The sequence below is a fragment of the Limnobacter thiooxidans genome, assembly GCF_036323495.1.
Classification (GTDB): Bacteria; Pseudomonadota; Gammaproteobacteria; order Burkholderiales; family Burkholderiaceae_B; genus Limnobacter; species Limnobacter thiooxidans.
On sequence record NZ_AP028947.1, the window covers coordinates 3,345,321 to 3,369,141 of the forward strand.

The window sequence follows — 23,821 nt, forward strand, 5'->3', positions numbered from 1 at the left end:
GGAGACATCCTGTAAGAAAAAGATAACCAGCTAAGGGGTCCGCCCAAGGTGGTACCCCTCTCCATGCGGGTGAAGATTATTCACTAATTTTCATGTTGAGCAGAATTTGAGCCATGCCCTTGCCCAAAGGATCATTGCGCATGGAAGTCATGCCACCGCCATCCAGTGCTTCTTTCATAACGAGATTGAAGGCCTGAACTTGAGGTAGCTCGAAAGTGTGAATTTCACCTTTCACCAAGTGGGCCAAGTAATGCGACACCCGTTCGGGACGCAACAGATGGCGCAACAAAGGCCAGTATTCGGCCTTGCGCGCCACAATACCTACGTTGCTTGTGTCGCCCTTGTCGCCGCTGCGTCCGTGGGCAATGGCAATGAGGGATTTGCCCAGCAGTTCCTGCGGAATGACCACCGCCTGTGTTTGTGACTGTGCCTGTTCCGATTCGGCCAGTGCGGCAGAAGTTGCATTCGTCACTTCCACGCCAACCCTTCTTTGTGGCTCGATGTAATCCAGCATGTCGCCCCCCACCTGAACCTTGGGAGTTTGCAAGTGCTTGGGCACGAAACAACTGAACAGCTTCACCAAAGGCGTCACATTGGGTCGCCCCATGCCAAAATTGCCACTGGTGCCCGGGGCGTAGCTGGTGCCTGCCGGGGCAATTTCGCGAGAAAATATTGACGCTGCCTTCTTGTCAGCATGGGTCACTGCAATGCGCAACATGGCCTCATGGCCCAAACGCACCGTTGCATGAGGGCCCAAATCGGTTTCGCTGCCAATCACCTCAATGGACGCGCTGCTGTAGTCTGCAAGCCCCTGCGCCTTGAACATGGCCCGCGTGCGCGTCAAAATGGCTTCGCCGGTGCGTTGTGCCTTCGCTTCGGCATCAAACCCGACAATCGACAACATGCCGATGCACCGAAACCCCTCCGGGTAGGTGGCGCACACCTTGTACAAATCACTTGGCGCCTTGCCCTTGGCGCCCCGAATAATCACTCTGTTCTCGCCCGAGTTTTCAATCTGAACCGTGGTGAAGTCGCACACCACATCGGGCAATGCGTAATTTGCAGGGTCGTGAATTTCATACAACAGCTGTTCGGTGGCCACTGCGGTGTTGATCAGGCCGCCGGTGTTGTCGGGCTTGCTCAACTCGAAGCTGCCATCGGGCGACACATCCACGATGGGGTAACCGATATTGGCCCAGTCTGGCACTAGGTGCCAATCCGTGAACAAACCGCCAGTGGCCTGTGCTCCGCATTCCACAATGTGACCAGCCAGGCTGCCCTGCGCCAATTGATCCAGATCATCGACTTGCCATTTGTACTCGTGAATCAAGGCGCCAAGCACCATGGCACTGTCCACCACACGCCCGGTAATCACAATGTCCGCCCCACCTTCCAGCGCTGCCGCGATAGGAAAAGCACCCAGATAAGCGTTTGCGGTCAGGAAAAACGGGGGGGCAGCCCGCCCGGAATGCTGATCCGTCAGGGCCGCACCTTCTTTTCGCAATTGGCCGAGCGTCTGCGTGGCGTCGTCGCCACTGACCACACCAATGCGAATGGTCTGCCCAAGCTCCGCCATGGCCTTCTCCAGGGCGGCGGCGCAACTGGCCGGGTTCAATCCACCTGCATTGGCAATAATCTTGATTCCTCTGGCCTTGGCCACAGGCAGCGCCTTTTTCATCAGGTCAATGAAATCAAGCGCATAACCGTGTTCCGGGTTTTTCATGCGCATGCCCGCCATGATGGCCAAGGTCAATTCTGCAAGGTAATCATAGGTAATGTATTGAATACCCGGCACGTCCAACAGTTGCGAGGTACCCAGGCTGCTGTCACCCCAAAAGCCGCAGGCCCCGCCAATTCGAATTTGTTTGCCGGAATTCTGTTTGCTTGTAGTATTCATTGCGCGCGGGGTGAAAGTAATAATGCGTCAATCTTATCAATCAAACGTTCGTTTGAATACACCTGTGACATCATTCCATGTTCAATGCGCGCTTTGGTTGACATGGCCGCCGTAGTTGGTAACAATCCCATCATTAATTCAAACGAACGTTTGATTTTTAATTTTTTTACCAAAGGTCCTGTCCGTGAATTCTTTCCAATCTGTTTTCAAACCCGGCCTTTTTGCTGGCCAAACCATCGTGGTGACTGGAGGCGGTTCCGGTATTGGACGCTGTACGGCGCACGAACTGGCCAGCTTGGGAGCAGACTTGGCCCTGGTGGGTCGCAAGATGGAAAAACTGGAAACAGTGAAAGCGGAAATTGAGAGCACCTGTTCCGTCAAAATCAGCCTTCACAGTTGTGACATTCGCGAAGAGGACCGCGTCAAGGAAACCATCGCCGACATTCTTGTTGCGCACGGCAAAATTGATCACCTCATCAACAATGCAGGCGGCCAGTTCCCCTCTCCCTTGAACATGATCAGCGGCAAGGGTTTTGAAACCGTGGTGCGCAATAACCTCACTGGCGGCTTCCTGGTGGCACGCGAGGTGTTCAACCAGCACATGATGCTGCAGCTGGGCAAAAAAGACATGTCGATCACCAACATCATTGCCGACATGTGGAATGGCATGCCCGGTATGGGTCATTCTGGTGCCGCCCGCGCCGGCATGCTGAATTTTTCCGAAACTGCAGCCAATGAATGGGCTCCTGTCCGGGTCAATGCAGTGGCACCCGGCTTTATTGCATCGAGTGGCATGGACACCTACCCCGAACCCATGAAGCAAACCATCATGCAGTTGGACAAAACTATTCCGCTGCAACGCCTTGGCCTTGAGGCCGAGGTATCTGGCGCTTTGGTGTTTTTGTGCAGCCCCGCCGCCTCTTTCATTTCAGGCTCCTGCATTCGGATTGACGGCGCTGCGCCCAACGCGCGCCGCATCTGGCCGGTGGGCACCGGCAAGGCCAATCCGGCCTTCAACAGCTTTCATTTGGGTGGCGTGCCGGAAGTCATTCAAAGGCGGGATGCCGAGAGGGCCAGCAAGAAGGGCAACTAAGCCTTCTTTTCTTGACAGCCACATTGAAAACACCCAAAATCAAACAAACGTTTGATTTGTTGCATCACTAAAAAATTGACAAGTAACCAATGCCCGTTCTCGACACATCACTCAGCGCCAACGCACCTGAATATCAAGCCAACTCCGCCCACATGGCGGCAGCGCTGAGCGAACTTAGGGCGCTGGAACAACGCACTCGCGACGCGTCGGCCAAGGCGGGTCCCTCGTTTGCCAAACGTGGACAACTGTTGCCCCGCGAACGTGTCGCTTTGCTACTTGATGCGGGTTCACCGTTTCTTGAGCTCAGCACCTTGGCCGGCTACCTGCAAGACGGTCAAAAGCCCGAAAAAAGCTTGCCCGGTGGTGGTGTAATTGCCGGGCTGGGTTTTGTGTCCAACACCCTGTGTATGGTGGTGGCCAGCGACTCCGGCATTGAAGCCGGCGCCCTGCAAACCATGGGCATTGAAAAAATGCAACGGGCGCAAGACATCGCCCTGGAAAACCGCTTGCCCTTCATCAATCTGGGTGAGTCGGCCGGCGCCAACCTGCTGAAATACAAGGTTGAACATTTCATTTTGGGTGGCGGAAACTTCTACCGCCTGGCCAAGCTCAGCGCAGCCGGCCTGCCGGTTGTGAATGTGCTACACGGCTCATCTACTGCAGGTGGTGCCTACATTCCCGGTTTGAGCGACGTGGTCATCATGGTTCGGGAACGGGCACGTGCTTTCCTGGCTGGCCCGCCCTTGCTGAAAGCCGCCACAGGCGAAATTGCCAGCGATGAAGAACTGGGCGGTGCTGACATGCACTGTTCAATCTCGGGCCTCGGCGACTATCTGGCCGATGACGATCGTCACGCGATTGCATTGGCCCGTGAAGTCATGGCCAAGATTGACTGGAATTCCAGCAACCGCAACCACATCCCAGCCCTGGATCAGGCAGCTGCCGCACCACGTTACCCGGCCGAAGAACTGATGGGCGTCATGCCCGCCGACATCAAGACACCGGTGGACATGCGCGAAGTCATCGCCCGTATTGTGGATAACTCCGACTTTCTGGAATTCAAGGCCAGCTACGGCCCAGCCACTTTGTGCGGCTATGCGAAGTTGATGGGCGTACCCATCGGCATCATCAGCAACCTGGGGCCTATCGACACGGCAGGCGCCACCAAGGCCACCCACTTTATTCAAAGCTGCTGCCAAACCCGCACCCCGATTGTTTATCTTCAAAACACCACCGGTTACATGGTCGGCAAGGAATCGGAGCAAGGCGGCATCATCAAGCACGGCTCGAAAATGATCCAGGCTGTCAGCAACGCCACCGTGCCGCAAATCACCGTGTTGTGCGGTGCCAGTTTTGGTGCTGGCAATTACGGCATGTGCGGTCGTGCATTCGGCCCCCGTTTCGTATTTTCCTGGCCCAACAGCAAAACCGCCGTCATGGGTGCTGAACAGGCAGCCGGCACCATGGCCACCGTCATGCAAGCCAGTGCAGCCCGCAAAGGCATTGAAGTGCCCGAGTTCATGCTCGAGAACATGAAAAAACAGATTGTCGACACGTTTGAATCGCAAACCAGCGCCTTTTACACCAGTGGCCTGTTGCTGGATGATGGCGTGATCGACCCCCGAGACACCCGGCAGGTACTGGCGCTTGCGCTCAGCGCCTGCCTGCAACAAGAGCGCAGTGTGCAGCCCATGCAGTTTGGCGTGGCCCGCCCCTGAACGCGCAAAACGAACAACGAGGAGGAAGTGCAGTGAGACTAACCCAGGAACACAAAGAGCTACAGCGCACAATCGAGCGATTCGTGGACAATGAAATCAACCCACACATTGCAGAATGGGAGAAGGAACAAATATTCCCAGCCCATACCCTGTTCAAGAAGATGGGTGACCTGGGGCTTTTAGGCCTGACCAAACCGGAAGAGTTTGGCGGCATGGGTTTGGACTACAGCTATTCCGTGGTAGCGGCGCAAGCTTTGGGAAAAATCCATTGTGGCGGTGTGCCCATGGCAATCGGCGTTCAGACCGACATGGCCACACCGGCTTTGGCGCGGTTCGGCAGCGACGAACTGCGCCGTGAATTTCTGGCCCCGGCCATTGCAGGCGACATGGTGGCCTGTATTGGTGTGTCAGAACCGGCGGCAGGCTCTGATGTAGCCGGTGTAAAAACCACCGCAAAAAAAGACGGCGGTGACTACGTCATCAACGGCAGCAAAATGTGGATTACCAACAGCCTGCAAGCCGACTGGATTTGCCTGCTGGCCAACACCAGCGATGGCAAACCGCACCAGAACAAATCGCTCATCATCGTACCCATGAAAACACCGGGCATCACGATCGAGAAAAAAATTCACAAAATCGGCATGTGGTCTTCCGACACCGGCCTGATCCATTTCGACAATGTGCGCGTACCCCAACGCAACCTCATCGGCATGGAAGGCGCAGGCTTCATGTACCAGATGATCCAGTTCCAGGAAGAGCGCCTTTGGGGCGCCGCCAACAGCATCGAAGGCATGATGCACGTGGTGAACGAAACCATCAACTACACCCGCCAGCGCAATCTCTTTGGCAGCACCGTGCTCGACCAGCAAGTGGTTCACTTCACACTGGCCGAACTGAAAACCGAAATTGAAGCCCTGCGTGCCTTGGTGTGGCAAGCCACCGAAGAATACGTCGCCGGCGGCGAAGTTACAGAGCTGGCCAGCATGTGCAAACTGAAAAGCGGCCGACTGGTGCGCGAAGTCGCCGACAAGTGCCTGCAGTTCTGGGGCGGCATGGGCTTTACTTGGGAAAACCCAGCGTCGCAGCTTTACCGCGATGGTCGCCTGATTTCAATTGGCGGCGGTGCAGACGAAGTCATGCTCAGCATCATCTGCAAATTCATGGGCATTTTGCCAGGCAAGAAAAAGAATGCCTAGAATCAAGAAACTTCTGATTGCCAACCGCAATGAGATTGCGCGCAGAATATTGCGCGCAGCCAAACCCTTGGGCATTGCCACCGTGGCCGTGTACTCGGAAGCAGATGAAAAAGCCCTGCATGTGCAAGAGGCCGATGAGTCTTACTGCATCGGCCCTGCGCCTTCTCTTGATTCGTATTTGCGAATCGACAGGCTGATTGAAACGGCATTGAAATGCGGTGCCGATGCCATTCACCCCGGCTATGGTTTTGTGTCAGAAAGCCCCGCTTTCGCCCAGGCCTGCGTCGAGGCCGGCATCACCCTGGTTGGCCCTACACCGCAAGCCATTGCAGACATGGCCGACAAGGCACGGGCCAAGGAAATTGCACAGCAAGCTGGCTTGCCCTGCATTCCGGGTTTCAGTGAAGCAGGTGCAGGTGTCAGCGAGCTGATGGCCGCGGCTCAGCAGATCGGCTACCCAGTCATGATCAAGGCGCTGGCCGGTGGTGGCGGGCGCGGCATGCGCCTGGTCATGAACGAACAGGAATTTGCCTCGCAACTGCATTCGGCCCAGCTTGAAGCGAAAAACGCCTTCAACGACGACCGGGTCATGCTTGAAAAAGCCATCATCAACCCGCGCCACATTGAAATCCAAGTGCTGGCCGACACGCACGGCCATGCCGTGCATTTGGGCGAACGCGATTGCTCCGTGCAGCGCCGTCACCAGAAAATTGTTGAAGAAGCCCCAAGCCCCGCCGTGAATGCCGAACTTCGCGCACGTATGGGCGAAGCCGCCTTGAAACTAGTGCACGCCACCAACTATGTGGGGGCCGGCACCGTAGAATTTTTGCTCGACACCACGGGTAACTTCTACTTCATTGAAATGAACACCCGCCTGCAAGTCGAGCACGGCGTCACCGAAGCCATCACCGGCCTTGACCTGGTGCAGTGGCAACTGCGCATTGCAGCCGGTGAACACCTGATCTTGCAGCAAAACGACATCACCTTCACTGGCCACGCTATTCAAGGTCGTCTGTGTGCCGAAGATCCGGCCCGCGACTTCATGCCACAAACCGGGCCAGTACTGGCTTGGCATGCCGACCCCAACAGCCGGTGCGACCACGCCTTGCAAACCGGCGGCGAAGTCAGCCCCTGGTACGACAGCCTGCTGGCCAAAGTCATTGTGCACGCTGACAACCGGCTTGCTGCCTGCGAAAAACTGGCTGATTCACTGAACCGCACTGTGCTCATGGGTTTTGAGCACAACGCCCTGTACCTTCAGCGCATTGCCAGCCACCCGGTATTTCAGGCCGGTGATTTTGGTACTGGCTTTCTAGCTGAACACGCCGACAAACTGCTGCAAGCGCAAAGTTTTGAAAGTGAATACGCCATTGCCGCAATTTTCCTGGCCTTGGAAGAACACAGCACACCAGCCTGGCCAAAGGCCCTAAGTGGCTTTTCCAGCACCCGTGCCCTGCCCCGCCCATTGAAGTTGAAAGCTGCCGGCCAATCGCTTGCTCTCAAAGTGACACAACTGGATCATCAAACAATCCACACCTGTCAGGTTGACGGACTGGGCAGCCAACCGGTTACAGTCCAAAACTGGACATCCGTAAAAAGCGGTGAAACATTTCAAATCAAGGCTACGGTCAACGGTCATTTCGGCCGCTACAGCCTGGCCATCAACGGCAACAGCATCTGGGTTCAATCCTGGCTCAACCCGCAAGCCGCACTCATTGAGAATGAAACCCTGCAAAGCAGTGCCGCTGCCGCCGAAGGTGTATTTCAGCCCCTCATCAAAAGCCCGATGAACGGCAAAATCACCCAAGTACTGGTAGAACCCGGACAACAGGTGGAAGCCGGCACTGTGCTGGTCTGCTTGGAAGCCATGAAAATGGAACACCGCATTACTGCAAAAACCGCAGCCATTGTGGACCAGGTTCATGTGCAGGTGGGCGAACAGATGAAGCTCAAACAGACAATGATTCAGCTCAAAGAAGCTGGCTGAACACACCCAAGCAACTCTTTTCACAAGCCTGCGGAAACTCAAGCCGCAGGTCATTCACAGCTTACTCAAAGGTCACTCATCACATGGATGATTTTTTCCGCTCAGTCGAGCGCTTTGTCAGCGAACAGATCAAACCCCACATCAACGACTGGGACGAGGCCGGTGAATTCCCCCGCGATCTCTACAGACAAGCCGGTGAACTGGGGCTACTTGGCCTGGGTTATCCGGAAGAGGTCGGTGGCTTTGAATGTACTTTGGCCGATCGACTGAAGTTGTCCAACCTGGTGTGCACCGCCGGCAGCGGTGGTTTGCTGGCGGGGCTGTTCAGCCACAACATTGGTCTGCCGCCATTGCTGAACCATGGCAGCGAGGAACTGGTACAACTAATTGCCCCGGCCGTGCTGAAAGGCGAAGCCATCAGCGCACTGGCCATCACTGAACCTTCCGGTGGGTCAGACGTGGCCAACCTGAAAACCAAGGCCGAATTGTTTCAAAAAGACGGCGTGCCCCACTACCGCATCAACGGTGAAAAGGTGTTCATCACCAGTGGCGTTCGCGCCGATTGGCTCACCGTCGCAGTGCGCACCGGTGAACCAGGAGCCCGTGGCATATCGGTACTCATGGTCCCCGGCAATGCGAAAGGCCTTACCCGGAGTCCCTTGAAGAAAACAGGCTGGTGGATGAGCGACACTGCCAGCATCTACTTCGACAACGTCGAAGTGCCCGCCAACTACCTGGTGGGCAAGGAAGGCAAAGGTTTCCGCATCATCATGGAAAACTTCAACACCGAACGGCTGATGCTCGCTGGTGCATGCATCGGATTTTCTCGGGTTTGCCTGAATGAAGCGCTGGACTGGGCGCAAAACCGGCTCACCTTCGGTAAAAAACTGATTGAACACCAGGTCATTGCACACAAACTGGCCGACATGCGCATGAAAATTCGCGCCACAGAAGCCTGGTTTGATGAAACGATTGCCCGAATCGACAAGGGTGACATCAATGAAGAACTGGTGGCAGATATCTGCCTGCTCAAGAACCAGTCCACGGAAACCCTGCAGCATTGCGCCAATGAGGCAGTACAGATTCTGGGCGGCATGGGCTTCATGCGAGGCAGTTCGACTGAGCGGATTTACAGGGAAGTGAAAGTGATGTGCATCGGCGGCGGCGCCGAAGAAATCATGAAAGAACTGGCCATCCGCCAATTGGACTGGTAACGCTACTCGAGAATTTCCTGCACTACAAGGCCCAAAAACACCCCTCGAAAGGGGTACACTACCCGGTTAAAGATGTAAACAACCAGTTTGCCTTAAATTCGTAGAGGGCACGCTGCATGCGATACTACAGGGATTATAAGCACAATACTTACAAATATTGTAAAACATTGTAAAAATAAGCTCGGATTTTACATCCAGTCCCTGACTCATGCCAGTAAAACTCTCACATGGCGAATTTTTGCCGAACTTTAAAATGAACACACATTGTCGGAGAATGTATCGTGGCTAACATCACTGGAATCATCAAAAGCGTATTGGGCGAGGTCACTGCAACCAGCCCCGATGGCGTACAAGTCCTTCTGAAAGAAGGCGACATCATTTCTGCGGGCGACGTGGTCACCACCAGCGCAGAAGGCTCAGCTTACATTGAGTTTCCAGGTGCTGAAGGCCAAAAAGCCACTGAAGGCATTCTTCAGTCCAACGCAGTAGCAACCCTGAAAGAAAGCGAAGCTGGTACAGCCGAATTCGAAGTGGCCGAAGGCGAATTCGAACTGTTGACTGAAGGCGAAACCGTGGCTGTAGTCGGCGCAGGCGGCATGTTCGGCCTGTTCGGAGCGGGCTTGGCAGCGGGTGGTATGGCGGGCCCCTTGGCAGCCGCTGCTGGCGCGGCCTTTGTTCTGAGCGACAGCAATGATGACGACAGCACTGGCGGCGGCGGTTCTTCTGGTGGCGGCGGTGTCAACCCTGGCTCCAGCGAAGCTCCAAGCACACTGGATCCCGTTGCAGACGCAGCTGGCCCAGCCGCACCCGCCGTTGGCGCCATCCTTGATGCAGTCGCACCTGTGACCACCGCAGTGGATGTGCCTGTTGAAGCATTGGCCCCTGTGACTGAAGCACTGGACCCCGTTCTGGAAGAATTGGCGCCTGTAACCGACGCCCTGGAACCCGCACTGACCCCAGTGAACGACACCTTGGTCGACGCACTGGACGGTTTGAGCCCAGTGACAGATTCCCTGGACCAAAATGTCACGCCAATCACCGGCGCTGTAGCAGAAGCCTTGTCTCCAGTGGTCGACGTATTGGCAGGCAACGAAGGTGGCTTGGTCAGCGCCGCAGCCGACACATTGCCAGTGAACCTGCGTGTGATCGCAGAACAACTGGGCGGTGGCCTGAGCATGGTAGCCCCACAACTTGCAGGTGGCTTGGAACAAGCTGTTGGCGCATTGGCTCCAGTACTTGGCCCATTGAACGACGGCCTGACACAAGGTTTTGATGCAGCCACCCCATTGTTTGACGGTTTGGCTACTGTAACCGACGCACTGCCCATGGTCTCACAACCCTTGGCCGATGGCCTGAACCAGGCATTTGATGCATTGTCAGTCATCACAGATCCATTGATCGCCGCATTGTCTGGCGGTCTGCCAGGCGGCGCAGGTGGTGGTATTCCAAGCATTCCAACCACAGGCACTCCACTTGACACAGTATTGGCTCCTTTGTCTGACGCCTTGGGCAGCCTCGGTGGCGCGGCAGGTGGTGCAGGTGGCTTGCCAAGCTTCCCAACAACCGGCACACCGTTGGACATGGTGACTGAACTGCTCGACCCAGCCATTTTGACTGATGCACTGGCCGGCGGCGCAGGCGGCGGCTTGCCAAGCTTCCCAACAACCGGCACACCGTTGGACATGGTGACTGAACTGCTCGACCCAGCCATTTTGACTGATGCACTGGCCGGCGGCGCAGGCGGCGGCTTGCCAAGCTTCCCAACAACCGGCACACCGTTGGACATGGTGACTGAACTGCTCGACCCAGCCATTTTGACTGATGCACTGGCCGGCGGCGCAGGCGGTGGCTTGCCAAGCTTCCCAACAACCGGCACACCGCTGGACATGGTGACAGAACTGCTCGACCCAGCCATTTTGACTGATGCACTGGCCGGCGGCGCAAGTGGTGGCTTGCCAAGCTTCCCAACAACCGGCACACCGTTGGACATGGTTACTGAACTGCTCGACCCAGCCATCCTGACAGATGCATTGGCCGGCGGCGCAGGCGGTGGCTTGCCAAGCTTCCCAGCCACAGGAACGCCGCTGGACATGGTGACAGAACTGCTTGACCCAGCCATTTTGACTGATGCACTGGCCGGCGGCGCAGGCGGCGGCTTGCCAAGCTTCCCAGCCACAGGAACGCCGCTGGATTCATTGACAGCATTGCTGGATCCAGCAAGCCTGCCAATTTCTTCAGGCGGCAACCCGCTGGACGCACTGACCGGCGCACTGCCCCTGGACAGTCTGCCAGTTTAAGTTTGTAGTATTGCCCGGGGCTCCGACCCCCGGGCAAAGTAAAAAGGCACCCCTCGGGGTGCCTTTTTGCATTTCAAGCTCACCAAATCTGGAACCAAAAATTCAGGTCTGCAACTCAAGACTTGCAGTCAGGTAATCACCCCAATTCCAGAAATTGGAATCGTCGACAAGGAAACCACGGTGAGCTCAACAAGTACCAATCTTCTCCAGTTAATTCCTCCAGCGGCCGTGATGGTGCTCTTGTGCCTGGCCTGTTTCAACTTCTACCGGCTTTATGTTGTCAAATCACGTGAACTGGCAGAACTCGTCTCCAAGGTCGGCACCACCGTTCGCTCCATGACCGAGGGCGATGACTACATGCGCAAAGATGGCGTGGCACGCGTTTTTCAGGGAACCATGCTGGAAAAAGCGTGGAAAGACTTCGCCAAAACCCTCCATCCGCAAACCGGCATGATCAACGGAGTCAAACGCAACCGAAAATTCCGGCTCACCGTACCGGTGACCACACACTTTTCAGCCTCTACGGTGATTGACCGCCCCCTAGGCGTCGAATACTTCAAACACCTCCCGGGTATCCTGACCGGCATTGGCATCATTGGTACCTTCTCGGGTCTTTTGTTTGGCCTCAGCAATTTCGACGCGTCCAGTGTCGAAAACATGAATCAGAGCATTACCCTGCTCATTGGCGGCGTGCGCGATGCTTTCTACGCATCCACCGCCGCCATTTGCGCAGCCATGGTCATCACCCATTGGGAAAAGTCACTGTACCGCAAGAACCTTGCCGCACTGGACGACCTTGTAGACGCAATGAATGGCTTGTTTGAACCCGGCGTGGGCGAAGAATACCTGGCCACGCTGGTACAACACTCCTCAAGCACGAGCAATGTCACACGCGATCTCAAAGACGACCTTCTGCAGGCCATGCTGCCCGTCATCAAACAACTTGAATCAGTTCAAAGCCAACGCGATGAAGGCCTCAGCCAGGCACTGGAAAAAGCACTCAACGAATCCAACCGGCGATTGGTCAACCAACTGGAAACAGCCTTGGGCCGCCAAGTCAAACAACCCATTGAAGACATGTGTGCCCGCCTGGACAACCGCCTGAGCCATATCAAAGGCACCCCCCAGGACCTGGCTATGAAAGTTATTCGCGCCCGGCAGCAAGACAGCCATGAAGACTCAACATCCCCCTCGGTGCAATCATGAGTCTGATGACTTCGTATTCAACTCCGCATCGCAGCGATGAAGGCGAAAAACCGTTTTGGATTTCTTACGCAGATCTGATGACCGCCCTGATGATTCTGTTCTTGGTCATCATGGTTGCAGCTTTGGCTGCCATCTCACGCCAGGCACAAGAGTTGGTCGAAAAAGCGCAAAAAGGCGATGTCGAAAAGCCAGTGGTTATTGTCCGAACGAAGGAACCAGAAATTACCCAAACCGACCTGCGATTTCAGGAAATCAATGAAATTTGCGACAGCCTTTCAAAAAGTGCAGAAAGAGTAAACCCGAACCTGAATGTGGATTGCAAACTCAATCGGATCAACTTTGGCTCTCAAGGTCAATTCAATACCGACGAATACAAACTGGGTGCGGCGGGTGAAAACGCCCTTGCGGATGTGGTGCCCGTCATCCTTGAAACTGCAAACACCCCACTGGGGCAAAAATGGCTCAAGCAGGTTGTGATTGAAGGCTACACAGATACCGATGGCTCGTACCTGTACAACCTGAACCTGAGTCTCAAACGCTCCGAGTGGGTCATGTGTACCCTGCTTCGATCCGACGGCTTGGGCCCTATCCAATTCACATCAGATCAACGCATACAGATCAAGAAGCTGTTTCTGGCTGGTGGCGTCGCATTCAATAACATTCAAAGCTCCAAAGACGCGAGCCGGCGAATTGAGCTTCGTCTCCAGTTCTATGGGCAAGAATCGGAAAAACCAGTTTCCCCCGCCTACGAACTCAAGTTTCAGGACAACAGCAGGGAACGCTGCATGCTTTAACCCGAACAGGTGACCGCATGGAACTTTGACAGGCAAGCGCCCTACTCAGAATGCGCAGGACAAAAAGGCAAGCAATGGAAAAAATCGAGTTCACTCCCGTGTTGAGTTCAGTGCCATTACAACCCGCTCAACTCACTGCACCCAGCCAGAATGTTGAATATTTTCAACAATTGCTGACCGGAATGAAAAAAACACTTGGTCAGTCTACAAGCTCCCTGGAAGCCAAACCGGATGAGGAAAGCTCAGAACAGGCAGCGCCATCCCTTCTTGCAGCATCCGCAGTGGAACTGAACAAGGCCGAGTTTTACATCAACCGTCTTGAGCTACAAGTGCGCAGAGGGATTCATCAATTTGAAGGCGGGCACACCATGGACGGGAATTATGCGAAAGCAATCTCCCAGCAACAGTTCGCCTCAGCCTACTATTTTCTGGGTGTAAACAGAGTGGGCAACAGCGCTGAAGACATCTCCGAAGAAGTTGGCTCTGTTACCCGGAGAAGATAAATTGACAAGGTCACTACTTCAACTCCGATTGCACTTGGGTGCCCTGGTGATGCTCCTGGCTCTGACCGGTTGTTCAGAAAGAGCTACCTTGTTCAACGGACTTTCCGAGCAGGAAGCAAATGAAGTTTATTCACATCTGCTTGATGCCGGAATTCCTGCCGAAAAAGCTCGAACCAAGGAAGGCTTGACCATCACTGTGCCGGAAAATCTTTCGGCCACGGCACTTGGCATTACCCAAGCGAAAGGTCTCCCTCGCGACAAGAAATCCTCCATCGGCCAGGTGTTCAAGAAAGAGAACATGATCAGCTCACCCCTGGAAGAACGAGCCCGCTATCTGTATGCCCTGTCACAGGAACTTGAAGACACCCTCATGCGCATTGATGGCGTCTTATCCGCAAAAGTGCACATTGTTCTCCCAGAACGGGCCAATCCAGGTGAAGCTCTAAGCCCCTCTTCCGCGGCTGTTTTTGTGAAGTACGCAGAAAAAGCGCAGTTTCCAGCCTACATCCCGAAAGTGCGTGAAATGGTATTCAAAAGCATTCCGGGCATCACAGGGGATGCACAGTCAAACGTCACAGTAACCGCCATTCCCTCAGAACCAAAAATTGACGAATGCGTCCCATTGGTCTGGTATGGCCCCATGGCATTGAGCGCTGCGGACAAAGGTTACTTTCTTGCCATTGTTTACATCATTCTCCTGATGTGGATGCTGACAATCGCTCTCACCTGGCTGCAAGCCAAGGGCATTGACCAATGGCCTGCCGTCCTGAAATCCCTTCGTTCGAGATTCATCAAATGAGCATGCCCACAACACTTCAAATTGAATGGTGGCGCTGGTGGAGCAATCCGCTCATCCAACTGAATGATGACCATCATCACCGAATGCCCTACCCTCCGGACCAATCCAAAAAACTGTCGGTCGATTATTTTCAGCTTTTGCAAACACGAAGTGTGTTTGAGCTTGAGGACCAACCCGACCAGGAACTGCTGCAGTTCCCCGAATTCATTGCAGTCTCAGTGACCAACATTGAACAGCAGCAACAACATTTGCTGAAACTGTCAGCGCTCACGCTCGACACCACCATCATTCATTCCCGCCCCCAGGAATGGGAACAGAAGTTCAATGTCAAATCTGCAGACGACATTCGAAAGATCATTGAGCACTACCGCAGCATACCCACCCGCCTGCACCGCTGGCAGTTTCAGTCCGCAAGCCTGATCAATCAAAATGACAACCTCATCATTCCGATTCAAACACGAATGAAAATCGGCCTTGGCATGGTTCTCAAAGGATTTTTTCCTTCCTTCTTCAAACGATGGAGCCTGAATGTAACGGACCAGGTGCTTCGCTTTGTAGAAATGACCGAGCCCATGGAGCAGAGCATGTGGAACGAGGTACATGAATGGATGGGCAAGGAAATGAAAGCCCTGTTTGAAGAAATTTGCCAACAACATGCCGAGTCAGACATTGACATCGACCTGGACACTGACCTGTTTACAGAAGAAGAGTCCTACGCGGTGGATGTTGACCAGCTCTATGGGGGCAGCAATGCTTAATCTGCTTCGACGAGTGCGCATTCCCAGCGAAATACAAGTCAATGGCCACCTGATTCCTGCCAGCACCTTGGGGTTTGTCCGAGACTACCAGGACATTCTGACTTATGCGCGCAAAGAAGCAGCGGCAATCGTTCGAACCGCCAAAATGGAAGCTGACGAAATCCGTGAGCAGGCCCGCCAGGAAATCGCAGACTCCATGCAACAGGATTTGAAGTCCATCCGTAAAACCATGCGGCATCGTGTCAAAACCCTGGCTGATCAATCGGCTCGAATCTGCATTGACATCAGCATGGCAACACTCAGCGAATTTCTGAACACAGTCCCCGATCAAGTCAAAGTTGAAAAACTGGTTAAAGCATTGCTGGAACACTCCTTGAATAACCAGGAATTGATCCTTGAATGCACCACAGGTCAACTCGACCTTGTTCAAGAATCACTTGGCAAAATCATCTCCGAGCAAACCATGCTTCGCAAATGGCAAGTCAATGCCACAGAAGACCTAAAGCCTTTTGAGCTACGTATCAAAGCAGCACACGGATCGGAAATCCAGGTATCCATCGAGAACCTGATGGCACTTTACAAACGAGAGATTGAACACCTCCAGAACGAGGTTAACCATTCAATCACGACCATAGGTGATCAATATGAAGAAGTGGAATAACACCCTGGCAATGGCTTGTCTGCTCATGGCCCAGTGGTCGTTGCCGCATGCAGCTCCGGCCCTCAAGCCGGAAACGAAAATATATATGGCACAAGAAGAATCATCCAAACGGGCACTTGAATCCATGCTGGACATGCTCGGTTTGCGCCTGAATTCCAATGCACTCAACACACGCCCTATCAGCGGAAAATTTGAATTCTCGACTGTTGAAGAACTGATGGCTTACTTCAAAAGCTCATTCCGCATTAACTGGTTTCAAAACGGCACACAGGTTTATGTCTACAGGTCAGACGACTGGAAAACACAAAAAATATTTGTCGGCGGGGAACGCAGCAATGACGACTGGAAAGACCTGCTCACCTCTGCAGGCCTGTACTACAAAGAATTCCCGATCGCCATCAACGCCAACACCAAAGAGCTGATTGTTTCAGGTCCAAGAAGCTATCTCAACCTCCTGAAAGAAGCATTTGAACAATCCCCGCCAGACCCTTCCGAAATTGAAAAACACGGCATCGAGCTTATGGTTTTTCCGCTTCAATATGCCTCTGTGGAAGACCGCGAAACCACGCTCCGTGGACAAACGCTGGTGACTCCCGGTGCACTGTCTGTGCTGCTCAATCTCCTGGGCTTGCCAAACCAGCGCATGACAGCCTCACCTGAAAACAAGCGGGCGGGCCTGGTCGCAGACGGTGGAGGATTAAGTACGGCAACCGGCGGCTTCATGCAGGGCGACACTTTCCGCGAGAAGTCCATGTCAACCACCACCATCAACCCTCCCAGAAATGGGCAGGAAGCCGACAAAAAGGAAGAAAAACCAATCAGTGTGACCGCAGACCCCCGCACCAACACAATCCTGGTTCGTGACGCTAAAAGTAAATATGACTACTACAAACAGTTAATCGACAAACTGGATCGTCCATTGCCCATGATTGAAGTGGAAGCCATGCTGGTGGAGGTTGACACACGTGGCCTTAACGAACTGGGGCTTGAATTTGGTTTTCAGTCCACTCACCTGCTGTACGACTTTCCCGGTGCAAGCGTGAACTCCCCCAGTCTGGCCATTCCGGGTGCAAGCACAATTGTGGACCCTGTTAGATTCCTCGCACGCCTCAAAGCCTTGTCGGCCGATGAAAATGCCAAGGTTCTGGCGCGACCCACCATTGTCACGCAAGACAATGTCTCCGCGTACATCGACTTAAGCCAGACGCTATACATTCAGGTACTGGGTGAAAGGGTGGCCAGTGTAGTGCCCGTGACAGCAGGCAGTTTGTTGCAGGTTACTCCGCGACTTGTCAAGGAAGGCAACGAAGACAAAATTTTCTTGCGCATCGAAATTCAGGACGGCAACATCACCCAAAGTGTGCAGGGTACCCAAATTGTTGAGGCACCCACCATTCAAAACACCTCCTTGAGTACCCAGGCACTGATACAACGTGAAAAAGCCATCCTGATTGGTGGTTACAACAGGGAGTCTGAAAACGAACAAGACTACCGGGTACCTTTTCTGGGTTCACTCCCCTTTATAGGTGCAGCCTTCTCAAGCAAGCAAAAGCAAAAGCTCAACGTGGCCCGCCTGTTCCTGATCACGCCACGATTGATCGAAGAACCACCCCACAACTCACAGTCCACCCGCTCAGCAATCAACACCTTGCAAAAGTCATTCTCGCTGACTGGTGACAACCTGCAAACCACACCAACCCTTCGCCTGGATAACCGAATGGAGAACAGTCGATGAATACAACCACACCCGTAAAACCATTAGGTCCTCAAGAGGTAACCACCACTGAAGCCGCACAGGGGAGCCTGGCCAATCGTCGCCCCCTGGAAGGCGAGGGCAAAAAGCGGGTTGAGCGGTTTATTGCCGCCCACGCCCAATCATCCACTGACAAATCAGGAAATCTCGGCAAGCCAAAGGCTGCATCAAATGAACCACAGGTCAGCGCTGCCGAACAACAGCAGGCTGTTCTGCAACGGGGCATCACATCTACAGGGGCTCAAAAGAAGAGCGCTCGCAGCAAGTACGTCACTGTCTATAAAACCCTGTTTACAAGCAGCGACAGCTTTCATTACAAAGACATGATGTCCATGCTTCAATCCCTTCGCAACAGGGGAAAAAGCATTGTTGACCTTGCGGGTGACCTGAATCCCTCTGAAAAAGCCCTCAGAAAGTTTCTCTTGCTCAAATCGCTTGAAGAAGAACACGAAAGCCTGCTCACTCCAAATGAACGGGTTGAAGTCAATATCAACCGAAAGAAACTGGAAGCAGAATTTGGCGATTTCATTCAGGGAACTTTGGGGGCTTATGACATCGGCTTGTCGAAAACATTCAAAGGCCCCTCGCTGCGAGAATTCATCAAGGCCTATCAGGTTATAGAAGTTCAACCCAATACTGCTGGGTCACCCGATTTGCACTCCCTCTACAAGCTGATCAAAAAAGATCTGGAAGCCGGTGCGCCGCGAAGCAAATTGATCGCCATGCAGGAAGGCTTTGTTCAAATTCTAAACAGAGAAAAAACGCAAGAACCGTCACGCGTAACAACTTCAAGGCATCACATCATCTTGAGCCGAATTAAACAATTCGGTCTTTTGATCAATCTTCATGCCCTGCATGACAAATTTCTGAATTGGGGGCGCACCGCAAAAATTCAGGGCTTGCCCAACCTGACCCAACTGACTGAGACATGTCTCCAAGCTGTCATGACCAATGAAACCCTGGCGGGAGCCAATTCACTCGTAGCAATTGCCTCAGCAGTTCGCGCTGAAAAGTTGCCGGCACGTAATGCATTCATTACCAACTACTGCCGTTGGGTATTGCTGCATGACTTGCTGATCGGCATGTACAGAAATGCCGGGCAACGAAAAGTCCTTGTGGAAAATATTGAACGCAACACCCAGCTGTCAGCCATTCTTTCGCCATCTTCATAACGTACTTTAGTGAGGCTGACTGATGTCAACTTCTTCCGCCATTCCAGATCCGTTGTATACCCTCAATGACTGGACTCTTCTGCCCAGCCTCGAATCGTCCAACCCTGAAAAAGGCAATCATTACTATCTTGTGTGGGTAGGAGAGCACATGCTTTCGCCCAGATTTATTGCCGCAGCCGAATCGCTGAATCGTGAAGAAAACAAAGTTATCTTCGCAGGTTTCCACGTGACTTTTCATCTTGAACCCACGCCAGGCTTTGTGGTGAAAACGAGACCGAACTGGGAGATTCGATCGGAAACCCAGGCCCGAACTGCACTTGAACAGATCATTTGGGAAATCAATCGGCAAATCAATTGAATACCTTTCACGAGACAAATACCCGCGGAGAAACGCTGATGACCATCAACAGCCAATACGACCCTTTGAAGATTTCAGAAATTACCAACCGGAAAATTGATGCGAAGAACAGGCGGACTGTCCCACAGACAGATGTGTCAAGACACTCACCGACTTCTACAAGTATTCCCAACAAGTCACTGAGAAACTCCAACAACGCAAAGGCTGAATCCGACTTTTTGGGCATGTTGCTTCAACCCGAGAAACACAATCCTTTTAGTGAAACTCACCCTGAATTAAGTGAAAAATCAGCACAACACGCACCCGTAGGAACTAAAGATTTTTTTTCACCACCAAAGAAATGTGAGGAAAAGAATATTGAAGTTAGAAACGGCAAATTTAATTTTTGCATTCAAAACACCCAGGTTGGGGAAGTCAATATTCAAGGTGAATTTAACGATCGCAAGTGCACGCTGTATTTAAGTTTGAAAAACAATTTGTCTGCCCAAGAAAAAACCACTCTCGAAAAAATTCTTCGTTCGAGTCTCGGCAAAAATTTGGGCGTTGATCTGGAGATAAAAATTGATTGAGTCCATTGCTGCCATTCAAACAAGTTCACCCTCCCTTGGCGGCTCTGCAGTCAAGGCCGTGCCAGAGGACGCCTCCAGATTTGCACAGCTGCTCTCTGAACCCAACCCTGTCAATCAATCCGTCAAGACCTTTGTAGAAAAAGCTCAGGCTCAACTTGATCAGGACAAAGTGAACATGGACAAAAAACTCCGGGACTTTGATACACGCGACAGTGTCTTCAGTCTCGTTGATGCAATGCACGTCAGCGCAATGAAATCGGTCTCCGTGCAATTAACAGGAAAAATTGGCAGCAAGGTTTCAGAGAGTTTCGAGCAGTTGGTGAAACAGCAGTAACTCAACCAGAGGAGGTTGTATGGAAGTTCTAGATGTGGGGGCCCGGGTGTTCGGCTTTGCAGACCGCCACGCCAAAAAAGTAGACGGTTTGCTTTCTCAACCCGAGTTTGGCACAACGCCTGCGGATATCGCTGTGATGAGTTATGAAATGCAAATGATGGGTTCCATGTGGCAACTTGCAGCAAGCCTGGTGAAAGACATGACCGAACCCCTCAAGAGCATAGTCAACAAATAAAGGAGAAAATTATGTCAGCACCAGTTGGTGGTAGTGGCGGTGGCGATGCCGCTGGTCAAGCTCTGTTGGATATCGCAATCCAGGAATTGGCCCTTGTTCTTATTAGGAATCCACAAGAAGAACAACTTGAAAAGCAACGAAAGGAGGAAAGGGACCGATTGGAAGGGAAGAACTAATTTTTTGTAGTGCGTAGTGCGATACCTCAAATCAATGATTTTAAAGGAGTTTGAAAATGGCTGGTGTTAATAATTCAAGCGTGAGCGCTTCCATCAATGCTTTTGCAAATGCTGGTGATGATATGCAGGAAGCTGCATTGACTGAATTTCTAGCGACGATTAACTCTGACCCCCCCCCTACCCCAGGCGAGGTGGCAGCAGCGGTTGCGGAAATGGGTATTTCGCTGGACACGGCAGCAAAAATTCTCTCCGCATGCGGCAAGTCAGCCGAATACGTCAAGGACGTACTCCAGGCAGCCCGTTAATAATTAATACAACACACCCACTCAGGAGCTACTCATGGTACAAGCCATACCCCCCGCCACTGGCGCAGGTACAACCGCTTGGAAAGAACCCGAGCGCTACTCACCCGACCAGTCGAAAATGGACGCGTTGTGGGAAGCTGCCGGGAACCATGACTGGATGCAAGTATCCCTTCTCATGGGTGATCTTGAGTTGGGTGTAGTTGGCCACGAAATGAAACGGATTGCGGAATTGGGCGAACATTATGGGCGCCTGGAAAAAGCCGCAGATTCGCTGATGTCCGTCTTGAATGCACACACCAAAGATGGAACAGTCAAGGTAAGCCAGGGAATGAAAGATTTTCTTGACGTGGGTGCTGGCAAAAACCCCCAATCCGAAAGTGTCACGGAAATTTCCAACAAAATCAAAAACGGCGAATCCATTAATCAGGAACAGGCTCAGGAAATGTATGCCTGGGTGGCCGATGCAAAGCTTAAAGTTGTGCCCCCTGAATATTCCAGTGAAACACTGGCAGCTCAAGCCAAGAGCGCACGAGAACGCTATGACCAGAACGTCGCAGCCAGCAAATCCAGAATCGGTATTTGGGCTCTTAATTAATTCCAATGTAACTCCCTGACCGAAGCCTTTAATTGAATTGTCAGGATTTAAAACCAGGAGCTTCTCATGAACACCGCCGCTGCCACTCCAAATACTGCTGCAAGCTCATCCATGGCGACTGCAAGCAACACACCGCCTATAACTGCAGATTCCCTGATTCAGGACTGGATGGACAAGAACGGAATTGAAGACCTTAGCAAGCTGTCGTTGACCGATCTTCAAAATCTGATCAAGTCGTTGTCCAAGACCCCCAACGCCAGCGGAGTCAGCTCAATATTGAGTCAGCTCAAACAACAGGAAAATGCCTGGAAATCTGCAGGCAATGGAAAAAATGAACTTTCCAACAAAATAGACGAATTGAAGTTTCAGCAAAAGTGCATTGATACCCTCGCAAAAGCCACCAAGGGACCAGACGAGCTTGATACAGCATCCAAAACGATTGCAACCTCCCTGCAAGGTCTTGAAAAACTGAACAATACTTTGCTGAAAGGTTCGCTGTCCTGGGAAGAGGATTCCGGCCCTGCAACAAAAGAAGCCATTACAAGTTTATTGGCTCAACTCGATGGCTTGAAAGCAGCCGGGCAAGATCTTGAAAAACTGGGTTTGCAAGGTTTGTACACACAAATGACCGAAGCCAATGCCACTTACACCAGTGCCTTGACTGCTGCGGGAACAGATGATGCCAAAACCAAAATAGCGGGCTCTGATCTTCGAAAAAACCTTGCAACGGCCTTCAAGGAATATTATTTGTCTGCAGGGCTTTCAGAAACGCACGGTCTTGTTCAAAGAGAAGGAGATACGGCAAAAGGAGAGTCTGTCTACCAAGGTTTTCTCACCACCCCCATGGATGAGAACTGGCGGCCACATTCAGCAGGTTCAAGCAAAAAAGAAGTGCAAAACGCCCTGGATGAATCGCATCGCATGTTTAAAGAAGCGGAAGCAAAAGGCGATACCGACGGGATGAAGTATTTCAAGGAAAGAATGGGTTTGCTGCGTACTGCCGGTGAAAAACTTGCAGATGGCAAAACCCGCCCATTGGTTGCAGTGGTTGAAATGTACATCGGTCTGATCAACCTGGACTCCGTACGCCTGACAGGCTTGCGTCAAAATGCGCTAGATGCAGGTGAACAGGATCTTGCCGACAAAATCAAAACCCGTATTGATGAAATAGGACAACTCATTCAGGAGGTTGTGAAGGGTCAGGTCAAACTGCTCGACAACGAACAGAACATGATGGCCGCCATTCGAACTTGATGGCTTCCATTTTACTCGGCCAGAAGTTTCAGGAGAGCCCGCAATGACTACTTCAAGTTCGTCGGTTTTGCCTTCAGCCACAGCGACTGGAGCATCAGAATCAAGTGAAGACACTTTCTTTGAAAGCCTTGCATTATTTACTCTTGAAAATCTGAAAAAAGCCAGGGAAACCCTGACCGGAATCATGGAAGGTCTGGAGGGAACAGAGCGGGCGAAAGTTTCCTACATTCGGGATCAAGTCGACAAGTTCATTGAACAACTAAAAAAGTCAAAATCTGCTGGCGTGCTGGGCAAGGTATTCAAGGCCCTCGGTATTGTCGGGCTGATTCTCTCTGCCTTGGTGGCCTGTATCATCCCCACCCCCATGACAGTGGCTATTTTTGCAGTGGCCTTGGTAATGGTGATGGAGCCGCTGATTGCTGAAGCTGGGGGCTACGACTCCGTCATTCAGAAAGGGATGAGCGAGATGATGAAAGGCCTTTCCAGTGTATTCGGCAATGTCGGTGGGGCAATTGTAGGCGCCATCCTCATCTTGGTGATGATGTTGCTGGTCACTTCTGCGGCGGCAAGTGGATTGGCGATGATGGGTACTTCGTTGGCACAATCCACGTCCGCGGCAGCTCAGTTTCTGCGCCAGTTACCCAATTTTCTGCAAGGCATGTTAACCGGTGAATTGACCATGTCACAGCAAGCAGCCCTGCTTCGTTTTCTGGAAGCGACCGAGTCTTGCATTACTGCTGCACAAGGTGGTCTACAGGTGGGCATGGGGATGCTCAAAATGGAAGTGGCCAAGCTGATGCATGCGTTTGAGCTTGATCAGGCTTCCATTGATCTCATTAATCATCTACTGGAGTCTGTTGGTCAAGACGCAGCGGCGTATCAAAGCGAGATCAACAACCAACTTCAAATGATGCCGCAACTCTTTGCCCCTCTTCAGGCCTAGTCGT

Annotated in this window: 24 protein-coding genes; 23 read left to right on the forward strand and 1 reads right to left on the reverse strand. The window is 52.6% G+C overall.

The window, feature by feature from the left end:
* Positions 1-76: 76 nt before the first annotated feature.
* Complete coding sequence (locus RGQ30_RS15270) at positions 77-1,897, reverse strand: acyclic terpene utilization AtuA family protein (RefSeq protein WP_130557407.1); 1,821 nt, start codon at positions 1,895-1,897, stop codon at positions 77-79.
* Positions 1,898-2,075: 178 nt separating this feature from the next.
* Between RGQ30_RS15270 and RGQ30_RS15275 the strand changes: the two genes are divergently transcribed.
* From RGQ30_RS15275 to RGQ30_RS15385, 23 genes are all read left to right on the forward strand, one after another.
* On the forward strand, positions 2,076-2,990 hold the full coding sequence (locus RGQ30_RS15275; RefSeq protein WP_298218648.1) for an SDR family oxidoreductase: 915 nt from the start codon (positions 2,076-2,078) through the stop codon (positions 2,988-2,990).
* Between the two features lie 89 nt (positions 2,991-3,079).
* Positions 3,080-4,708, forward strand: a complete 1,629-nt coding sequence (locus RGQ30_RS15280) for an acyl-CoA carboxylase subunit beta (RefSeq protein WP_130557405.1) — start codon at positions 3,080-3,082, stop codon at positions 4,706-4,708.
* A gap of 32 nt (positions 4,709-4,740) precedes the next feature.
* A complete protein-coding gene (locus RGQ30_RS15285) occupies positions 4,741-5,904 on the forward strand; it encodes an acyl-CoA dehydrogenase family protein (protein WP_130557404.1) in 1,164 nt (387 codons plus the stop codon).
* On the forward strand, positions 5,897-7,891 hold the full coding sequence (locus RGQ30_RS15290; protein ID WP_130557403.1) for an acetyl/propionyl/methylcrotonyl-CoA carboxylase subunit alpha: 1,995 nt from the start codon (positions 5,897-5,899) through the stop codon (positions 7,889-7,891). Before RGQ30_RS15285 ends, RGQ30_RS15290 begins: the two co-directional genes overlap by 8 nt.
* Positions 7,892-7,974: 83 nt before the next feature.
* The gene (locus RGQ30_RS15295) at positions 7,975-9,105 is read left to right on the forward strand and encodes an acyl-CoA dehydrogenase family protein (protein ID WP_130557402.1); all 1,131 of its coding nucleotides are present in this window, start codon (positions 7,975-7,977) and stop codon (positions 9,103-9,105) included.
* A 281-nt stretch (positions 9,106-9,386) separates the two neighbouring features.
* Positions 9,387-11,402 (forward strand): FecR family protein, encoded by a 2,016-nt coding sequence (locus RGQ30_RS15300; RefSeq protein WP_338284552.1) that lies wholly within the window; start codon positions 9,387-9,389, stop codon positions 11,400-11,402.
* Between the two features lie 180 nt (positions 11,403-11,582).
* The gene (locus tag RGQ30_RS15305; RefSeq protein ID WP_130557400.1) at positions 11,583-12,608 is read left to right on the forward strand and encodes a hypothetical protein; all 1,026 of its coding nucleotides are present in this window, start codon (positions 11,583-11,585) and stop codon (positions 12,606-12,608) included.
* Positions 12,605-13,402 carry a flagellar motor protein MotB gene (locus tag RGQ30_RS15310; protein WP_130557399.1) on the forward strand — a complete coding sequence of 266 codons (798 nt, stop codon included), beginning with the start codon at positions 12,605-12,607 and terminating at the stop codon, positions 13,400-13,402. The genes RGQ30_RS15305 and RGQ30_RS15310 overlap by 4 nt, the downstream gene beginning before the upstream one ends.
* Positions 13,403-13,476: 74 nt before the next feature.
* Positions 13,477-13,905, forward strand: a complete 429-nt coding sequence (locus RGQ30_RS15315; protein ID WP_338284553.1) for a hypothetical protein — start codon at positions 13,477-13,479, stop codon at positions 13,903-13,905.
* Between the two features lies 1 nt (position 13,906).
* Positions 13,907-14,704 carry a type III secretion system inner membrane ring lipoprotein SctJ gene (gene sctJ / locus RGQ30_RS15320; RefSeq protein ID WP_130557397.1) on the forward strand — a complete coding sequence of 266 codons (798 nt, stop codon included), beginning with the start codon at positions 13,907-13,909 and terminating at the stop codon, positions 14,702-14,704.
* Positions 14,701-15,462, forward strand: a complete 762-nt coding sequence (locus tag RGQ30_RS15325; protein ID WP_298218076.1) for a hypothetical protein — start codon at positions 14,701-14,703, stop codon at positions 15,460-15,462. The genes sctJ and RGQ30_RS15325 overlap by 4 nt, the downstream gene beginning before the upstream one ends.
* Positions 15,455-16,123: an HrpE/YscL family type III secretion apparatus protein gene (locus tag RGQ30_RS15330; RefSeq protein ID WP_338284554.1), complete on the forward strand. Its 669-nt coding sequence runs from the start codon at positions 15,455-15,457 to the stop codon at positions 16,121-16,123. The genes RGQ30_RS15325 and RGQ30_RS15330 overlap by 8 nt, the downstream gene beginning before the upstream one ends.
* Positions 16,124-16,208: 85 nt before the next feature.
* The gene (gene sctC / locus RGQ30_RS15335) at positions 16,209-17,858 is read left to right on the forward strand and encodes a type III secretion system outer membrane ring subunit SctC (protein WP_338284555.1); all 1,650 of its coding nucleotides are present in this window, start codon (positions 16,209-16,211) and stop codon (positions 17,856-17,858) included.
* Positions 17,855-19,048: a hypothetical protein gene (locus tag RGQ30_RS15340; protein ID WP_130557393.1), complete on the forward strand. Its 1,194-nt coding sequence runs from the start codon at positions 17,855-17,857 to the stop codon at positions 19,046-19,048. The genes sctC and RGQ30_RS15340 overlap by 4 nt, the downstream gene beginning before the upstream one ends.
* Positions 19,049-19,070: 22 nt before the next feature.
* On the forward strand, positions 19,071-19,406 hold the full coding sequence (locus RGQ30_RS15345; RefSeq protein WP_130557392.1) for a hypothetical protein: 336 nt from the start codon (positions 19,071-19,073) through the stop codon (positions 19,404-19,406).
* A gap of 38 nt (positions 19,407-19,444) precedes the next feature.
* Complete coding sequence (locus tag RGQ30_RS15350; RefSeq protein WP_130557391.1) at positions 19,445-19,975, forward strand: hypothetical protein; 531 nt, start codon at positions 19,445-19,447, stop codon at positions 19,973-19,975.
* Positions 19,968-20,309: a hypothetical protein gene (locus RGQ30_RS15355; RefSeq protein ID WP_130557390.1), complete on the forward strand. Its 342-nt coding sequence runs from the start codon at positions 19,968-19,970 to the stop codon at positions 20,307-20,309. Before RGQ30_RS15350 ends, RGQ30_RS15355 begins: the two co-directional genes overlap by 8 nt.
* A 19-nt stretch (positions 20,310-20,328) precedes the next feature.
* A complete protein-coding gene (locus RGQ30_RS15360; RefSeq protein ID WP_130557389.1) occupies positions 20,329-20,544 on the forward strand; it encodes a hypothetical protein in 216 nt (71 codons plus the stop codon).
* 11 nt (positions 20,545-20,555) lie between these two features.
* Positions 20,556-20,720, forward strand: a complete 165-nt coding sequence (locus tag RGQ30_RS15365) for a hypothetical protein (protein WP_298218084.1) — start codon at positions 20,556-20,558, stop codon at positions 20,718-20,720.
* A gap of 56 nt (positions 20,721-20,776) precedes the next feature.
* Positions 20,777-21,025: a hypothetical protein gene (locus tag RGQ30_RS15370; RefSeq protein ID WP_130557388.1), complete on the forward strand. Its 249-nt coding sequence runs from the start codon at positions 20,777-20,779 to the stop codon at positions 21,023-21,025.
* Positions 21,026-21,059: 34 nt separating this feature from the next.
* Positions 21,060-21,620, forward strand: coding sequence for a hypothetical protein (locus tag RGQ30_RS15375; protein ID WP_130557387.1), 561 nt, complete (start codon positions 21,060-21,062; stop codon positions 21,618-21,620).
* 66 nt (positions 21,621-21,686) lie between these two features.
* A complete protein-coding gene (locus RGQ30_RS15380; protein ID WP_130557386.1) occupies positions 21,687-22,874 on the forward strand; it encodes a hypothetical protein in 1,188 nt (395 codons plus the stop codon).
* A gap of 43 nt (positions 22,875-22,917) precedes the next feature.
* Positions 22,918-23,817 carry a hypothetical protein gene (locus RGQ30_RS15385; protein WP_130557385.1) on the forward strand — a complete coding sequence of 300 codons (900 nt, stop codon included), beginning with the start codon at positions 22,918-22,920 and terminating at the stop codon, positions 23,815-23,817.
* The last annotated feature ends 4 nt before the right edge of the window (positions 23,818-23,821 follow it).

Bases quoted from the DNA above. Each gene is read 5' to 3' on its own strand.
- RGQ30_RS15310 (WP_130557399.1), top strand. From the start codon at position 12,605: ATGAGTCTGATGACTTCGTATTCAACTCCGCATCGCAGCGATGAAGGC.
- RGQ30_RS15270 (WP_130557407.1), bottom strand. From the start codon at position 1,897: ATGAATACTACAAGCAAACAGAATTCCGGCAAACAAATTCGAATTGGC.
- RGQ30_RS15325 (WP_298218076.1), top strand. From the start codon at position 14,701: ATGAGCATGCCCACAACACTTCAAATTGAATGGTGGCGCTGGTGGAGC.
- RGQ30_RS15330 (WP_338284554.1), top strand. From the start codon at position 15,455: ATGCTTAATCTGCTTCGACGAGTGCGCATTCCCAGCGAAATACAAGTC.
- RGQ30_RS15370 (WP_130557388.1), top strand. From the start codon at position 20,777: ATGGCTGGTGTTAATAATTCAAGCGTGAGCGCTTCCATCAATGCTTTT.
- RGQ30_RS15350 (WP_130557391.1), top strand. From the start codon at position 19,445: ATGACCATCAACAGCCAATACGACCCTTTGAAGATTTCAGAAATTACC.
- RGQ30_RS15345 (WP_130557392.1), top strand. From the start codon at position 19,071: ATGTCAACTTCTTCCGCCATTCCAGATCCGTTGTATACCCTCAATGAC.
- RGQ30_RS15375 (WP_130557387.1), top strand. From the start codon at position 21,060: ATGGTACAAGCCATACCCCCCGCCACTGGCGCAGGTACAACCGCTTGG.
- RGQ30_RS15360 (WP_130557389.1), top strand. From the start codon at position 20,329: ATGGAAGTTCTAGATGTGGGGGCCCGGGTGTTCGGCTTTGCAGACCGC.
- RGQ30_RS15365 (WP_298218084.1), top strand. From the start codon at position 20,556: ATGTCAGCACCAGTTGGTGGTAGTGGCGGTGGCGATGCCGCTGGTCAA.
- RGQ30_RS15380 (WP_130557386.1), top strand. From the start codon at position 21,687: ATGAACACCGCCGCTGCCACTCCAAATACTGCTGCAAGCTCATCCATG.
- RGQ30_RS15280 (WP_130557405.1), top strand. From the start codon at position 3,080: ATGCCCGTTCTCGACACATCACTCAGCGCCAACGCACCTGAATATCAA.
- RGQ30_RS15295 (WP_130557402.1), top strand. From the start codon at position 7,975: ATGGATGATTTTTTCCGCTCAGTCGAGCGCTTTGTCAGCGAACAGATC.
- RGQ30_RS15290 (WP_130557403.1), top strand. From the start codon at position 5,897: ATGCCTAGAATCAAGAAACTTCTGATTGCCAACCGCAATGAGATTGCG.
- RGQ30_RS15385 (WP_130557385.1), top strand. From the start codon at position 22,918: ATGACTACTTCAAGTTCGTCGGTTTTGCCTTCAGCCACAGCGACTGGA.
- RGQ30_RS15315 (WP_338284553.1), top strand. From the start codon at position 13,477: ATGGAAAAAATCGAGTTCACTCCCGTGTTGAGTTCAGTGCCATTACAA.
- sctC (WP_338284555.1), top strand. From the start codon at position 16,209: ATGGCACAAGAAGAATCATCCAAACGGGCACTTGAATCCATGCTGGAC.
- RGQ30_RS15340 (WP_130557393.1), top strand. From the start codon at position 17,855: ATGAATACAACCACACCCGTAAAACCATTAGGTCCTCAAGAGGTAACC.